Origin of the sequence: Streptomyces kurssanovii, assembly GCF_040677245.1 — a bacterium.
GTDB lineage: Bacteria > Actinomycetota > Actinomycetes > Streptomycetales > Streptomycetaceae > Streptomyces > Streptomyces kurssanovii.
Genome location: NZ_JBFAQK010000067.1, coordinates 26228 through 41330, shown reverse-complemented (window position 1 = coordinate 41330; position 15103 = coordinate 26228). Strand labels below are relative to the sequence as shown.

Below are 15103 nucleotides of genomic sequence, written 5' to 3'. Positions count from 1 at the left end.
GCTGAAGTTGCCTGGCAACGTCAGCCTCGCCGGCGATTGAGGCGCGGGGGTGCGGGGGCGGAGCCCCCGAAACACCGCGCGCAGCGCGGTGGCGGGTCCGGGCGGAGCCCGGTTTCGGGAAGGGGCGGGGAGGGGAACAGCCCGCCGCAGGCGTCACCCGCCCAACGAACCCGCACCCGCCCACGCAAAAGGCCGGGCCCGGAGTGCTTTCGCACCCCGGGCCCGGCCCCGCAGTCTGCCGACGGCTACGCGCGCTGCGCGCGCGAGCCCGTCAGTTGTCGTCCTCGTCGATCAGGAAACCGCGCATCGGCGACGGCGCCTGCTGCATCGGCTGCGGCGCCTGCGGCCGCACCGGTGCCATCGGCTGGGTCATCGCCGGCGACATCTGCTGCTGGCCGCCGTACGACGGGCCGGACGGCGACGGCCCGTGGCCGCCCATCGTCTGGTTGCCGTAGGACGGGGCGCTCGCGCCGGCCGGTGCCATGGAAGGCGCCGGGGATGGCGGCAGCGACGCGGCCGCGGGCTGGCGCGGCGGGGCCAGGGAGTCGTCCGCCTGGGTCTCCAGCTGACGCAGCTGGCTCTCCAGGTAGGACTTCAGCCGGGTCCGGTACTCGCGCTCGAAGCCCCGCAGGTCCTCGACCTTGCGCTCCAGCGTGGCGCGCGCGGACTCGAGGGAGCCCATGGCGACGCGGTGCTTCTCCTGGGCGTCCCGCTCGAGGGCGTCGGCCTTGGCGCGGGCGTCCCGCTCCAGGCCCTCGGCGCGCGAACGAGCCTCGCCGACGATCTTGTTGGCCTCGGAACGGGCCTCCGCGATCGCCTGGTCAGCGGTCTGCTGGGCCAGCGAGAGCACGCGCGCGGCGCTGTCTCCGCCGGGTCCCTGACCCATCGGACCGGGGCCCTGCGGGCCGCCGTGTCCGCCCATGGGGCCGCCCATCGGGCCTCCCATGGGTCCGCCCTGCATCGGGCCGGGGCCCATCGGGCCTCCAGGACCCTGGGGGCCACCGTGGCTGGGACCGGCCGGCAACTGCGGTGCTCCGCCCGGCAGCTGGGGCGGACCCATCTGCGGGGGCTGCTGCTGGACCGGCGGTCCTGATATGGCGGCGGGCACGGGGGCACCGGGACCGCCCTGGCCGCGGCCGTCCTGCGGCTCAGGCGGTTTACGCATGCCCTGTTGCTGCTGGTTCTGCGCGGCGGCACGCGTCGCCGCGGCCAGCTTCGCGCGCAGGTCCTCGTTCTCGCGGAGCAGACGGGTCAGCTCGGACTCGACCTCGTCGAGGAAGGCATCGACCTCGTCCTCGTCGTAGCCTTCTCGGAGGCGGACGGTCGTGAACTGCTTGTTCCGCACGTCCTCGGGAGTCAGCGGCATCTCTTCTTCACCTCTACGTAGTCGTCGGCAGTCGGCAGGACCGTATCGCTCACATCGAGTTCCCCAAGCCGCGCACGATGGAGATCAGGATGTAGACGATGATCATCAGAACGAAGAAGGACAGGTCGAGTGCCACGCCCCCGAGACGCAACGGCGGGATGAATCGCCGCAGAAGCTTGAGCGGTGGATCGGTGACAGTGTAGGTGGCCTCCAGAACGACCACCATCGCCTTGCCGGGTTGCCATGAACGGGCGAACTGGAAGACGTAGTCCATGACGAGCCGGAAGATCAGCACGACAAGGAAGCACATCAGCGCGATGTAGACCACATCCAGTGCGACGCCCATCCCGCGCTTCCCTCTCCCCTGACTCTCGTCTTCGCCGGCCGTTCGGCCGGGTCGTTCCCGGTGTCTTTTCTCAGCTCTGGTTGAAGAACCCGCCCTCTGCGATGCGGGCCTTGTCTTCCGCCGTGACATCGACGTTAGCAGGCGACAACAGGAACACCTTCTGCGTCACTCGCTCAATGCTGCCATGCAGACCGAAGACGAGTCCCGCGGCAAAGTCGACAAGTCGCTTCGCATCCGTGTCGTCCATCTCCGTGAGGTTCATGATCACGGGGGTGCCCTCGCGGAAGTGTTCCCCGATGGTACGGGCCTCGTTGTAGGTCCGCGGATGCAGCGTGGTGATGCGGTAGGGCTCCCGCTCGGACACGACCTTGGGCATGATCACCGGTGCACTCTTCTCCATGCTCGGGCGTTCAGGTGTGATGGATGCCACGGGGGCGATCCGCGCCGGGCGTCCACTGTCGACCGGGAGGGAAACCGGCTCGCGCGGTGCGGGCGGCGCCGCCACCCGCACCGGCTCCTCACGCTCGATCTGGCGGGGAGGCTGGTGCCGCCGGTGCTCCCGCTCGGGCTCCGGCTCGGGTTCGAAGTCGTCATCGGGGTCGAAACCCCGGCCGTCGTACCCATCGTCCTCCACGAGGCCGAGGTAGACCGCCATCTTGCGCATCGCGCCGGCCATTCTCTGAGTCCTCCGCTCTGTGGTGGATCGGCATTCGTCACCAAGTGCCCGCGATCCACTCGGTCTGCCCCGCTTTGGGCGGGAATGACCATATTTTCTACTGTGGTCCGACTTGCTTCGCGACGTTACCCGAGCCGGGGTCGGACTCCGAGTACCGCCGTACCGACGCGCACATGTGTCGCTCCGGCCGCGACGGCCTGCTCGAGGTCCGCACTCATCCCTGCTGACACCATGTTCGCAGCCGGATGGGCCGCGCGCAGGCTTGATGAGAATTCCATCAGCCGCTCGAACGCCGCCTGTTGCCGTCCCGCGTACGGTCCGGCCAGCGGCGCGACGGTCATCAGTCCGTCGAGCCGCAGTCCTGGCGAGCCGGCGACCGCCGCCGCCAACTCCTCGATCCCGTCCGGCGCGACGCCGCCGCGCTCCCCCTGCCGGCCCGACTCGGCGTCCAGCGCGACCTGGATCAGGCAGCCGAGTTCGCGTTCCGCCCGCACCGCGGCGGCGGAGAGGGCGGAAACGAGCTTCGGGCGGTCGACGGACTGCACCACATCGGCATAACTCGCGACAGAACGGACCTTGTTGGTCTGCAACTGACCGACGAAGTGCCAGCGAAGGTTCAGATCCGCGCAAGCGGCGGCCTTCGGGGCCGCGTCCTGGTCACGGTTCTCCGCCACATGACGCACACCGAGTTCATGGAGCAGTCGCACATCGCTCGCCGGGTATGTCTTGGTGACCACGATGAGGGTCACCTCGTCCCGTTCACGGCCCACTGCCGCGCAGGCGGAGGCGATACGTTCCTCCACCGCCGCCAGATTCTTGGCGAGTTCGGTTCTGCGGTCGGTCATGGGGTCTTCCGGTCCTCCAGCCAGACGTATCCGGCGAGCCGTCCGGTCGTGCGGTCACGCCGGTAGGAATAGTGGTCGCTCGATTCCAGTGTGCAGACCCCGGACTGCCGGCGGTCGCGCACCCCGAGCGCCTCGAGCTGTGCGTGCACCCCGGCCGTGACGTCGACGGCCGGGGTCCCCCAGCTCGTCTCCGACCAGGCGGCCGGCTCGACGGCGGCCACTTGCGACCGCATCTGCTCGGGTACTTCGTAGCAGCGACCGCAGACGGCCGGTCCGGTACGGGCGATGATGCGCTCCGGTTCCGCGCCGAGCTTCCGCATCGCCTCGACGGCGGCGGGCACGACGCCCGCGATCATCCCGGGACGTCCCGCGTGCGCCGCCCCCACCACCCCGGCGACCGGGTCCGCGAGCAGAACCGGTGTGCAGTCGGCGGTGAGCACGGCGAGGGCGAGGCCGCGCCGTGCGGTGACCAGCGCGTCGACCGCCGGCACGTCCGGGGTCGGCCACGGCCCGTCCACCTGGGCGACGTCGTTGCCGTGCACCTGGTTCATCCAGACCACCGACTCCGGGGAGAGCCCCAGGGACCTGGCCGCGATCTCCCGGTTGGCCAGCACGGCTCCGGGGTCGTCGCCGACGGCGCCGCCCAGGTTGAGCTCCTCGTACGGAACGGCGCTCACCCCGCCCCACCGGTCGGTGAAGGCGAAGTGCGCGCCGCTCTCGTGTATCGCGTCGTGCTGCACCGTCACTTCAGGAAGTCCGGAACATCCAGCTCTTCCGCCTGGCTGTCCGGGTACGGACGGGCCGTCGGAACCTGCGCCGGGCCGGCCTGCGATCCCAGGTCGCTCGCAACCGGAGCCGGCTCGACGGGCGTGGGCTCCTCGCGCACGGGCACGGTGCCGAGCCCGGTGGAGCGCGGGCCGTCGCTACCGCGGGTCGGGGCCGGGGCCGGCTCGTCGCGCTTGTTGGAGGCGGAGCCGATCACGTTCTCCCGGCGGGTCGGCGGCTGACCGCCGTCGAAGCCGGCCGCGATGACCGTGACCCGGACCTCGTCGCCGAGCGCGTCGTCGATGACGGCGCCGAAGATGATGTTGGCCTCGGGGTGGGCCGCCTCGCTGACGAGCTGGGCCGCCTCGTTGATCTCGAACAGGCCGAGGTCGGAGCCGCCGGAGATCGAGAGCAGCACGCCGCGTGCGCCGTCGATGGACGCCTCGAGGAGCGGCGAGGAGATCGCCATCTCCGCCGCGGCCACCGCACGGTCGTCGCCGCGTGCGGAGCCGATGCCCATGAGGGCGGAGCCGGCCTCGGACATCACGGACTTGACGTCGGCGAAGTCGAGGTTGATCAGACCCGGGGTGGTGATGAGGTCGGTGATGCCCTGGACACCGGACAGCAGTACCTGGTCCGCCGACTTGAAGGCGTCCAGAACACTGACCTGGCGGTCCGAGATGGACAGCAGCCGGTCGTTCGGGATGACGATGAGGGTGTCGACCTCTTCGCGGAGTTCGGCGATGCCGTCCTCCGCCTGGTTCGCGCGCCGCCGGCCCTCGAAGGTGAACGGGCGGGTGACCACACCGATCGTGAGGGCACCCAGCGAGCGGGCGATGTTGGCGACGACGGGAGCGCCGCCGGTGCCGGTGCCGCCGCCTTCGCCGGCGGTGACGAAGACCATGTCGGCCCCCTTGAGGACCTCCTCGATCTCCTCGCGGTGATCCTCTGCCGCCTTGCGACCGACTGCCGGATTCGCTCCGGCGCCGAGGCCTCGCGTGAGTTCGCGGCCGACGTCGAGTTTGACGTCGGCGTCGCTCATCAACAGCGCCTGAGCGTCCGTGTTGATAGCGATGAACTCGACGCCCTTGAGACCGACCTCGATCATTCGGTTGATGGCATTGACACCACCGCCGCCGACACCGATGACCTTGATGACTGCGAGGTAGTTCTGCGGTGCTGCCACGTCGAAGGCCTCTCGCCTCGAGTTACGTGTCGCCGCCTCGCGGGGCCGCGCTGCGACGACTGATGTCGAATTGGGACGGCCCGACCAGCCGGCTGCCGACCCGAACCCTAACGCTGAAGTTTAGGGTTACCAGTGTGTCTGTTCCCTGGACTCTTCCGAACAGGACACTAAGTCGACAAGTGGCGCCCGTTCAACGAACACGCCGAACCTCCCGTTTTTCTTTTCACCCTATGTGATCACGCACAGCAATGACCAACCAGGGTGCTGGCCAGCACAGATGCGCGTCAACTCCCCGATGAGGCAGGGGCGCTGGGCGCGCTCACATCGAAGTGCCCGGCCTCGGGGGCTGCTTTCATGAGTGCTTCGAGCGCCCGCGCCTTCACCCCGCCCTCCCCCGAGCTGCCCCACACCACGGTGCGATTGCCGCTCAACTCCAGGGAGATGTAGTCGTATGAGACTACTTTCATGCTCTGCAGATCGGCTGCGACTTTCGCGGGAAGTTCACTTCTGACCCTGACCGCTTCCGCCACGAGCCGGTCCGGCCCGAATCGGTTCAGGCTTGGCGAGCCGTCAACTTCCATCCGTAGCAGGGGAACACCCGCGGGCGCCTTGCCGACCGTGGCGAACCGCACTCCGTTCGCGTCCACTTCGACGAACTTTGTTCCCTTTTCGAGCAGCAGGACCGGCTTTCGTTCGGTCACGACCAGTTCGATACCGTCCGGCCACGACCGTTCGACCGCCACGGAGTCGATACGCGGCAGTTCCTGCCGCAGCCTGGCTTCGATGGCGTCGGTGTCGACGGAGATGAGCGGCGCGCCCATCGGTACCGCCGCCGCGGCCCGGACCTCGCCGGGCGTGAGGACGTCGGTGCCTCTGGTCGCCACATGCTCGGCGCGCAGCCAGGAGGAGCCGTAGAGCAGCCAGACCGTACCGGCGATCAGGGCGATCGCGGCGAGGGCGATCAGCAGGGAGCGGGGGCCGGGCCGCCGGAAACGTCCGGCGGGAGTGTCCTCGCGGCGCGGGCGGGCCTTGCCGTCCGGTCCTTCCGGTCCGTCCGGGGGCTTGCGCGCACCGCGTTCCGCGGTGGTCGGTCCGGCCACGCTCCCTGCCTTCTCACGCCTGCCGGCGTGCAGCAATCGCCTCGTACACCATGCCGACGAGCAGATCGTCGGCGTCCCTGCGGCCGAACTCGGCGGCCGCACGCGACATCTCGTACAGCCGGTGCGGATCGGCGAGCACCGGAAGGACGTTGCCCTGGACCCACTCGGGGGTCAGTTCGGCGTCGTCCACCAGCAGTCCGCCGCCCGCCTTGACCACCGGCTGGGCGTTGAGCCGCTGTTCGCCGTTGCCGATCGGCAGCGGTACGTAAGCGGCGGGCAGGCCCACGGCGGAGAGTTCGGCGACGGTCATCGCGCCCGCGCGGCACAGCATCATGTCGGCCGCGGCGTACGCGAGATCCATCCGGTCCACGTACGGTACCGGCACATAGGGCGGCATTCCCGGCATGTTGTCCACGCGCGGCAGTTCGTTCTTCGGGCCGACCGCGTGCAGGATCTGGATCCCGGAACGCTGGAGCACCGGAGCGATCTGCTGGATCACCTCGTTGAGGCGGCGGGCGCCCTGCGAGCCGCCGGAGACCAGCAGCGTCGGCAGGTTGGGGTCGAGGCCGAAGGCGGCACGCGCTTCGGGGCGGACCCTCGCGCGGTCGAGCGTCGCGATGGTGTGGCGCAGCGGGATGCCGATGTACCGGGAGTTGCGGAGCTTGCTGTCGGGCGTGGCGACGGCCACGCCGGCGGCGTAACGCGAGCCGATCTTGTTGGCCAGGCCGGGGCGGGCGTTGGCCTCGTGGATGACGATCGGCACGCCGAGGCGCTTGGCCGCGAGGTAGCCGGGCAGCGCGACGTAACCGCCGAAGCCGACGACGCAGTCGGCCTTCGTCCGCTCGAGGATCTGCTCCGCCGCCTTGATGGTGCCCCGGAGCCGCCCCGGGACGGTGATCAGCTCAGGGGTGGGTTTGCGCGGCAGTGGAACGGCGGGGATGAGCGCCAGCTCGTAGCCGCGCTCAGGCACAAGCCTGGTCTCGAGACCGCGTTCCGTGCCGAGGGCTGTGATGCCCACGCTCGGGTCCTGCCTGCGCAGGGCGTCCGCGAGGGCGAGCGCGGGCTCGATGTGGCCGGCGGTCCCCCCACCGGCGAGTACGACATGCACCGAAATTCACCGCTCTCCGGACGGACGCTTCTTGACGCGCCGTCTCATCGTCTTCCATCTCACCCCGGGCCTCCGCACGGCCAGGGCCGCCTTTGCCGCGGGATCCTCTCGCGCGAAGGCGATCAGCAGCCCGACGGCGAACATCGTCGGCAGCAGCGCGGACCCTCCGTAGGAGAAGAGCGGCAGCGGGACGCCGGCGATCGGCAGCAGACCGAGCACCGCACCGATGTTGACCACGGCCTGGGCCGTGATCCACGTGGTGACGCCTCCCGCCGCGTACCTCACGAAGGGGTCCTCCGTGCGTCCGGCGACGCGGATACCCGCATAGCCTAGAGCCGCGAACAGGGCGAGCACCGACAGCGTCCCCGCCAGGCCCAGTTCCTCCCCGGCGATGGCGAAGATGAAGTCGGTGTGCGGTTCGGGTAGTTGGCCCCATTTTTCCACACTTGCACCGAGGCCGGAACCGAACCATCCGCCAGACGCAAGAGCATAGATGCCGTGGACGGCCTGCCAGCACTCGCCTTCCGGTCCGAGGTCGATCGCACCGATGCAGGACAGCCGGGACATCCGGTTCTCGTTGGTCCTGATCAGCAGCAGACCGACGAAACCGGCGATACCGAGCACTCCCGCGAAGAGACGGGTCGGGGCCCCCGCGAGCCACAGCAGACCGAAGAGGATCGCGGTGAGGATGATCGCCGTGCCCATGTCCCCGCCGAGCATGATCAGGCCGAGGAGCAGGAAGGCGACCGGGACCAGCGGCACCAGCAGGTGCTTCCACTGGGTCAGCAGCCGCCGGTCCTGTTTACGGGCGAGCAGGTCCGCGCCCCACAGGATCAGCGCCAGCTTGCCGAACTCACTGGGCTGCAGCTGGAAGGGGCCGCCGAGGTAGATCCAGTTCTGGTTGCCGTTGACCGCGTGCCCTATCCCGGGCACCTGCACCAGCACCATCAGGAAGACGGTGATCACCAGGAGGGGGTAGGACAGCGCCCGGTGCAGTTTGACCGGCATCCGGGAGGCGACCAGCAGCAGCACGGTGCCGATGACCGCGGCGACGAACTGCTTCTGGAAGAAGTACGAGGCGGGCAGCGAGTACTCCAGCGCCTGGATCATCGACGCGGAGTAGACCATCACCAGCCCGAGAACGGTGATCAGCAGGCTGCTGCCGAGGATCAGGTAGTAGGCCGTGAGCGGCCGGTCCCAGGCCCTGCGGGCCTGCTCGTACAGCCGCCGTGGCCCGCGGGGTCCGCCGACGCGGGGGGTACGCGGGGCACGTGCCCCGCCGCCCCGTACACGGGGCGCCCGCCGGACGTCCCCGCCGGTGCGGCTCCGCAGCGCGATGCCGGCTCCGCCGGCGAGGGCGGGCACGCGGCCTACAGACACGGCGCCGGCCGCCCCCGCGAGGGCGGGCACCGGCCCTGCGGGCACGAGCCCGGCGATCCAGGCTCCCGCGGCGCGTACCGCGCTCCCGGCGGCGGCTGCCCGGCCTGGCGCACGCCGGCGGGCCGCCGTGGCCACGCCCCGGGCAGGAACGTCCCCGTAGGCGGTGTCGGAAGCCGAGGGGACGGCAGGCGCGCGAACCGGAGCTGACCGCCGGGCGACGGTGGCGTCAGAGGCCGAGGGGACGGCAGGCGCATCCGCGCGGGGCACCGGAGCCGGCCCCCGGGCGTCGGCGGTATCAGGGGCCGAGGGGACGGCAAGCGCATCCGACGGGCGAACCGGAGCCGGCCGCCGGGCGTCGGCGGTATCAGGGGCCGCAGGCGCATGGTGCGGCGGCAGGGAAGAAACGTCCGCAGTCGCCCGCGCCACGGCGCTGGCCGCGTGCGGTGCCGCCGTGGCGGCAGCAGGCCCCTCCCCGGCCGCCCGCACCACGACGTCGGCCGCGTGCGGGGCCACCGTGGCAGGTGCGGACTCCCCGGTGGTCCGCACAGCGGCGTCGGTGGCAGGCGGGGCCACCGTGGCGGGAGCGGGCCCCTGCGGGGTGGTGCGGGCCGGCCGTCGCGGCGGGGCGGTCCCGGCTGCGGCGGGGACGGAGAGGGCGTCTCCCGGGCCCAGGGGCCCCTCGGTGGCCGGCATGGTCGCTGTCCCCTCCAGTCGTGCCCGGCGGCAGCCGGATCCCGCGGCTGTCAGGCGTGCTCGTCGGCGAGGGCCCGGACCGCTTCCGCGAAGGCCTCGCCCCGCTCGTTGTAGTTGGTGAACATGTCCATCGAGGCGCAGGCCGGTGCCAGCAGAACCGTGTCTCCGGGCCGGGCGAGCGAGGCCGCCTCCCGTACCGCCGCGGACATCGCCCCAGTGTCGGTCCGCTCGAGGTCGACGACCGGGACCTCGGGCGCGTGTCGCGCCAGGGCTTCGCGGATCAGCGCGCGGTCGGCGCCGATCAGGACGACGCCCCGCAACCGCTTCGCCGACGCGGTGACCAGTTCGTCGAAGGTGGCGCCCTTGGCAAGTCCCCCGGCGATCCACACGATCGGTTCGTAGGCGGCCAAAGAGGCCTCCGCCGCATGGGTGTTGGTCGCCTTGGAGTCGTCGACGTACGCGACCCCCTCGACCTCCGCGACGTGTTCGATGCGGTGCGCGTCGGGCCGGAAGGCGCGCAGCCCGTCCCGTACGGCCGCCGGCTCGACGCCGAACGCGCGGGCCAGCGCCGCCGCCGCGAGGGCGTTGGCGATGTTGTGCGGCGCCGGCGGGTTCACGTCCGCGACCTCGGCCAGCTCCTGCGCCTGCTTGTGGCGGTCGGCGACGAACGCGCGGTCCACCAGGATGCCTTCCACGACGCCCAGTTGGGACGGTCCCGGCGTCCCGAGGGTGAAGCCGATGGCCCGGCAGCCCTCTTCGACGTCCGCGGCACGCACCAGTTGCTCTGTCGCGGGGTCTGCGGCGTTGTAGACGCAGGCGACCGTGTTGCCCTCGTAGATGCGGCCCTTGTCGGCGGCGTACGCCTCCATGGAGCCGTGCCAGTCGAGGTGGTCCGGGGCGAGGTTGAGCACCGCGGCGGAGTGCGCGCGCAGCGAGGGCGCCCAGTGGAGCTGGTAGCTGGAGAGCTCGACGGCGAGCACGTCGTACCGCTCGTCGCCGAGGACGACGTCGATGATCGGTGTGCCGATGTTGCCGATCGCGGCGGTCCGCAGGCCGGCCGCCGTCAGGATCGAGGCGAGCATCCGGGTCGTGGTCGTCTTGCCGTTGGTGCCGGTGATCGCCAGCCAGGGCGCCGCGTCAGGGCCGCGCAGCCGCCATGCGATCTCCACGTCGCCGACGACGTCGACACCGGCGGCCGCCGCGGCGGCGAACAGCGGACTGGACGGCTTCCAGCCGGGCGAGGTGACGACCAGGTCGGTGCCGTCCGGCAGGGTTTGGGCGTCACCGAGCCGCACGACGACGCCCGCTGCGGCCAGTTCGGCCGCTCGCGCCTCGTGCGTCTCGCCGGCTCCGCCGTCCACGACGGTGACCCGCGCGCCGAGCCCGGCCAGGGCGCGGGCGGCGCTGACGCCGCTCACGCCGAGGCCGGCGACGGTGACGTTCATGCCCTGCCAGTCGCTCACTTGTCGGCTGCCCATCCCGCGTAGAAGAGACCGAGGCCCACGATGACGCACATGCCCTGGATGATCCAGAACCGGACCACCACAAGGACTTCGGACCACCCCTTCAGTTCGAAGTGGTGCTGGAGCGGCGCCATCCGGAAGACCCGCTTGCCCGTCATCTTGAACGAACCGACCTGGATCACCACGGACATCGTGATGAGGACGAACAGGCCGCCGAGGAGGGCGAGCAGGAATTCGGTACGGGAGCAGATCGCCAGGCCCGCGAGTGCGCCGCCGAGTGCGAGCGAGCCGGTGTCGCCCATGAAGATCTTGGCGGGAGAGGTGTTCCACCACAGGAAGCCGAAGCAGGAGCCCATCAACGCGGAGGCGACGACCGCGAGGTCGAGCGGATCCCGCACTTCGAAACACGCGTTGGGGTTCGTCAGGGTCACCGCGTTGGCGCAGGACTCCTGGAACTGCCACAGCCCGATGAACGTGTACGCGCCGAAGACCATCACCGAGGCGCCGGTGGCGAGGCCGTCGAGACCGTCGGTCAGGTTCACGCCGTTCGACATCGCGAGGATCATGAACAGCGCCCAGACGACGAACAGCACCGGGCCGATGGACCAGCCGAAGTCGGTGATGAACGACAGCTTGGTCGAGGCCGGGGTGTTGCCGCGCTGGTCGGCGAACTGCAGTGACAGCACGGCGAAGGCGATGCCGACGATCAGCTGGCCGGCCATCTTCGCCTTGGCCCGCAGACCCAGCGAACGCTGCTTGACGATCTTGATGTAGTCGTCGAGGAAGCCGACCAGGCCCATGCCGGCCATCAGGAAGAGCACCAGGACACCCGAGAACGTCGGGTCCTCACCGGTGATCACCTTGGCGAGCGCATAGGCGATGAGCGTGGCCAGGATGAAGGAGATGCCGCCCATGGTGGGCGTGCCCTTCTTCCCGGCGTGGCCGCGCGGGCCGTCGTCGCGGATGAACTGCCCGTATCCCTTGCGGGCCAGGAGCTTGATCAGCAGCGGAGTACCGATCAGGGTCAGGAAGAGACCGATGGCTCCCGCGAAGAGGATCTGCCTCATCGGACGGCACCCTCACCCTCGGGACCCTCGAGCAGCGCTTGTGCGATCCGCTCCAGACCGACCGACCTGGAAGCCTTCACCAGCACGACGTCTCCCGGGCGCAGCTCTCTGCGCAACAGGTCGACCGCCGCCTGCGCGTCGGACACGTGCACCGACTCCTCACCCCACGAACCCTCGTTGTATGCGCCCAGCTGCAACCAGGACGCTTCCCTGCCCCCGACCGCGACGAGCTTGCCGACATTGAGCCGGACGGCAAGCCGCCCGACCGCGTCGTGCTCGACGAGTGCCTCGTCACCGAGCTCGGCCATCTGCCCGAGCACCGCCCACGTACGACGTCCCTTGCCCATGGCGGCCAGCGCTCGGAGCGCGGCGCGCATGGACTCGGGATTCGCGTTGTAGGCGTCGTTGACGACCGTCACGCCGTCCGGACGCTCGGTGACCTCCATACGCCAGCGGGAGAGGGTGCCCGCCTCCGAGAGCGCGAGGGCGATCTCACTGGCGGACATGTCCAGCTCATGGGCGACGGCGGCCGCGGCGAGCGCGTTCGACACGTGGTGCTCACCGTACAGCCGCATGGTCACATCGCTGCACCCGGTGGGTGTGTGGAGCGTGAAAGTGGGTTGTCCGAGTTCGGTGAGACGGACATTCTCGGCGCGTACGGCGGCGTCGTCGGCCTCACCGAACAGCAGCACGCGGGCTTTTGTACGGGAGGCCATGGCGCGGACCAGCGGATCGTCGGCGTTGAGGACCGCGACTCCGCCGTCCTCTCCCGCCGGGGGAAGCGACTCGACCATCTCGCCCTTGGCCTGCGCGATCTGCTCGCGGCCGCCGAACTCCCCGATGTGGGCGGTGCCGACGTTCAGCACGAGACCGATCCGGGGCGGGGTCAGCTCGGTGAGGTAGCGGATGTGGCCGATTCCGCGCGCTCCCATTTCGAGCACCAGGTGCTCGGTCTCCTCGGTGGCGCGGAGCGCGGTGAGCGGCAGTCCGATCTCGTTGTTGAGGGATCCGGGCGTCCAGACGGTGGGTCCCTTGCGCTGGAGCACCTGCGCGATCAGGTCCTTGGTGCTGGTCTTTCCGGCCGAGCCGGTCAGCGCGACGACCTTGGTACCGAGGCGCTTGACGACGTGACGTGCCAGGCGCCCCAAGGCGCTCTGCACGTCGTCGACGACGATCGCGGGCACCCCGAGGGGGCGGGTGGCCAGCACGGCTGCCGCGCCTGCCGCCACCGCCCGCTCCGCGTAGTCGTGCCCGTCGACTTTCTCGCCCTGGAAGGCGGCGAAGAGGCTGCCGGGCTCGACCGCCCGGGAGTCGATGACGACGGGGCCGGTGACCGGTGTGGCCGGATCCGGTATGTCGTGCGACTGCCCGCCGACGATTTCGGCGATCTCGGCGAGGGAGAGGGCGATCAATGGGTCATCCCTGATTCTTCTTGGCGGCTGCGCTGCCGACGGCGCGTTCGATGGCGGCGCGCAGTACCTGGCGGTCGTCGAACGCGCGGACCACACCGGCGATGTCCTGGCCCTGCTCGTGGCCCTTGCCCGCGACGAGCACGGTGTCGCCGGCCTCGGCACGGGCGACCGCCGCGGCGATCGCCTCTGCCCGGTCCTCGTAGACCATCACGTCGCCGCGCTCGTGGACCGGCACCTCCGCGGCGCCCGCCAGCATCGTGGCGAGGATCGCGAGGGGGTCCTCACCGCGCGGATTGTCGGAGGTCAGCACGGCGGTGTCGGCCAGCCTCGCGGCGGCCGCGCCCATGGGGCCGCGCTTGGTCCTGTCACGGTCGCCGCCGCAGCCGAGCACGATGTGCACCTTGCCCTTGGTGACCTTGCGCAGGGAGCGCAGCACCGACTCCACGGCGTCGGTCTTGTGGGCGTAGTCCACGACCGCGAGGTACGGCTGGCCGGCGTCGACGCGCTCGAGCCGGCCGGGCACACCGGGTACCGCGGCGATGCCGTCGGCCGCGGTCTGCGGGTCGAGTCCGGCGACGGCGAGCGTGACGACGGCGGCCAGCGTGTTGGCGACGTTGAAGGGGCCGGGCAGCGGCGCCTGGGCGCGTACCCGCTCGCCCGCCGGGCCCACCGCGGTGAACGTCGAGCCGTGGGTGCCGACTTCGACGTCCTCGGCCCGCCAGTCGGCGTCCGGGTGGCCCTCCGCGGAGAAGGTGGTGACGGGCACGGTGGCCTCGTCGACGAGCCTGCGGCCGTACTCGTCATCAAGGTTGACGACTGCCTTCCGGCTGCGCTTCGGCGTGAACAGCTGCGCCTTCGCCTGGAAGTAGTCCTCCATGTCGGAGTGGAATTCCATGTGCTCGGGGCTGAGGTTGTTGAAGACCGCGATGTCGAAGACACAGCCGTCGACCCGGCCGAGCACCAGGGCGTGGCTGGAGACCTCCATGGCGACCGCGTCGGCGCCGCGCTCGCGCATGACCGCGAACAGCGCCTGAAGGTCGGTGGCCTCCGGGGTGGTGCGCTCCGACTTGATGCGCTCGTCGCCGATCCGCATCTCGACCGTGCCGATCAGGCCCGTGGAACGCCCGGCCGCCTTGAGGCCGCCCTCGACGAGGTAGGCGGTCGTGGTCTTGCCCGAGGTGCCGGTGATGCCGATCTGCAGCAGATCGTCGCCGGGGTGCCCGTAGATCTCGGTGGCGAGTTCGCCCATCCGGCCGCGCGGATTGTCCGTGACGAGGACCGGGAGGCCGGTCGCGTCGGCGCGTTCGGCGCCGCTCTCGTCGGTGAGGATCGCGGCCGCGCCCAGGTCCGCGGCCTGGGCGGCGAAGTCGGCGCCGTGGAAGCGGGCGCCGGGCAGGGCGGCGTAGAGGTCGCCCGGGCGTACCGCCCGGGAGTCATGGGTGATGCCGGTGATCTCCGCGGCGCCCGGTGTCTGCACCCCCAGTCGGGCCGCGAGCTCCGCGAGCTTCGTCGGGCGGGGCCGTTCCGGACGGGGCGCTCCCGTCTGTTTCGCGGGGGCGTCCTGCGGGGCGGTTCGGTACTGATCAGCTTGTGGCACGGCGGTGAGCGTACCGGGCGCACCGGGCCCGGGCGAAAATGAGGGGCGCTCCCCTGGCCGGTTCCCGGGATCGGGGGTGATCGTCGTCACTGGGTACCT

13 protein-coding genes are annotated in these 15103 nt (G+C 70.7%); all 13 read right to left on the bottom strand.

Annotation, left to right across the window (positions count from 1 at the left end; genetic code table 11):
• Nucleotides 1–271: 271 nt before the first annotated feature.
• The 13 genes from AB0K36_RS30415 to AB0K36_RS30355 all read right to left on the bottom strand — a co-directional run bounded on the left by AB0K36_RS30415 (nt 272) and on the right by AB0K36_RS30355 (nt 15094).
• Nucleotides 272–1366 carry a DivIVA domain-containing protein gene (locus tag AB0K36_RS30415; RefSeq protein WP_364600416.1) on the bottom strand — a complete coding sequence of 365 codons (1095 nt, stop codon included), beginning with the start codon at nt 1364–1366 and terminating at the stop codon, nt 272–274.
• Nucleotides 1367–1415: 49 nt separating this feature from the next.
• A complete protein-coding gene (locus AB0K36_RS30410) occupies nt 1416–1712 on the bottom strand; it encodes a YggT family protein (protein WP_005318710.1) in 297 nt (98 codons plus the stop codon).
• 70 nt (nt 1713–1782) lie between these two features.
• The gene (locus AB0K36_RS30405) at nt 1783–2388 is read right to left on the bottom strand and encodes a cell division protein SepF (protein WP_159692903.1); all 606 of its coding nucleotides are present in this window, start codon (nt 2386–2388) and stop codon (nt 1783–1785) included.
• A gap of 125 nt (nt 2389–2513) precedes the next feature.
• Nucleotides 2514–3233 (bottom strand): YggS family pyridoxal phosphate-dependent enzyme, encoded by a 720-nt coding sequence (locus tag AB0K36_RS30400; protein ID WP_364600414.1) that lies wholly within the window; start codon nt 3231–3233, stop codon nt 2514–2516.
• Entirely contained in the window at nt 3230–3979 is a 750-nt protein-coding gene (pgeF, locus tag AB0K36_RS30395) for a peptidoglycan editing factor PgeF (RefSeq protein ID WP_364600412.1), read from the bottom strand. Before pgeF ends, AB0K36_RS30400 begins: the two co-directional genes overlap by 4 nt.
• Nucleotides 3976–5184 (bottom strand): cell division protein FtsZ, encoded by a 1209-nt coding sequence (gene ftsZ, locus AB0K36_RS30390; RefSeq protein ID WP_364600410.1) that lies wholly within the window; start codon nt 5182–5184, stop codon nt 3976–3978. Before ftsZ ends, pgeF begins: the two co-directional genes overlap by 4 nt.
• Before the next feature lie 284 nt (nt 5185–5468).
• Nucleotides 5469–6284 (bottom strand): cell division protein FtsQ/DivIB, encoded by an 816-nt coding sequence (locus AB0K36_RS30385; protein WP_364600408.1) that lies wholly within the window; start codon nt 6282–6284, stop codon nt 5469–5471.
• Between the two features lie 13 nt (nt 6285–6297).
• Nucleotides 6298–7392, bottom strand: coding sequence for an undecaprenyldiphospho-muramoylpentapeptide beta-N-acetylglucosaminyltransferase (murG, locus tag AB0K36_RS30380; RefSeq protein WP_189475473.1), 1095 nt, complete (start codon nt 7390–7392; stop codon nt 6298–6300).
• Nucleotides 7393–7398: 6 nt separating this feature from the next.
• Entirely contained in the window at nt 7399–8817 is a 1419-nt protein-coding gene (gene ftsW / locus AB0K36_RS30375; protein ID WP_435877964.1) for a putative lipid II flippase FtsW, read from the bottom strand.
• Nucleotides 8818–9515: 698 nt separating this feature from the next.
• The gene (gene murD, locus AB0K36_RS30370) at nt 9516–10943 is read right to left on the bottom strand and encodes a UDP-N-acetylmuramoyl-L-alanine--D-glutamate ligase (protein WP_364600404.1); all 1428 of its coding nucleotides are present in this window, start codon (nt 10941–10943) and stop codon (nt 9516–9518) included.
• Nucleotides 10925–11995, bottom strand: a complete 1071-nt coding sequence (gene mraY / locus AB0K36_RS30365) for a phospho-N-acetylmuramoyl-pentapeptide-transferase (RefSeq protein ID WP_159692889.1) — start codon at nt 11993–11995, stop codon at nt 10925–10927. The genes murD and mraY overlap by 19 nt, the downstream gene beginning before the upstream one ends.
• Nucleotides 11992–13407: a UDP-N-acetylmuramoyl-tripeptide--D-alanyl-D-alanine ligase gene (locus tag AB0K36_RS30360; RefSeq protein ID WP_364600402.1), complete on the bottom strand. Its 1416-nt coding sequence runs from the start codon at nt 13405–13407 to the stop codon at nt 11992–11994. Before AB0K36_RS30360 ends, mraY begins: the two co-directional genes overlap by 4 nt.
• 4 nt (nt 13408–13411) lie before the next feature.
• Nucleotides 13412–15094: a UDP-N-acetylmuramoyl-L-alanyl-D-glutamate--2,6-diaminopimelate ligase gene (locus AB0K36_RS30355; RefSeq protein ID WP_364600400.1), complete on the bottom strand. Its 1683-nt coding sequence runs from the start codon at nt 15092–15094 to the stop codon at nt 13412–13414.
• Between the last annotated feature and the right edge of the window lie 9 nt (nt 15095–15103).

Coding starts and splice junctions, on each gene's coding strand:
- AB0K36_RS30410 (WP_005318710.1), bottom strand. CDS start 1,712: ATGGGCGTCGCACTGGATGTGGTCTACATCGCGCTGATGTGCTTCCTT.
- murD (WP_364600404.1), bottom strand. CDS start 10,943: ATGGGCAGCCGACAAGTGAGCGACTGGCAGGGCATGAACGTCACCGTC.
- mraY (WP_159692889.1), bottom strand. CDS start 11,995: ATGAGGCAGATCCTCTTCGCGGGAGCCATCGGTCTCTTCCTGACCCTG.
- AB0K36_RS30415 (WP_364600416.1), bottom strand. CDS start 1,366: ATGCCGCTGACTCCCGAGGACGTGCGGAACAAGCAGTTCACGACCGTC.
- AB0K36_RS30400 (WP_364600414.1), bottom strand. CDS start 3,233: ATGACCGACCGCAGAACCGAACTCGCCAAGAATCTGGCGGCGGTGGAG.
- AB0K36_RS30405 (WP_159692903.1), bottom strand. CDS start 2,388: ATGGCCGGCGCGATGCGCAAGATGGCGGTCTACCTCGGCCTCGTGGAG.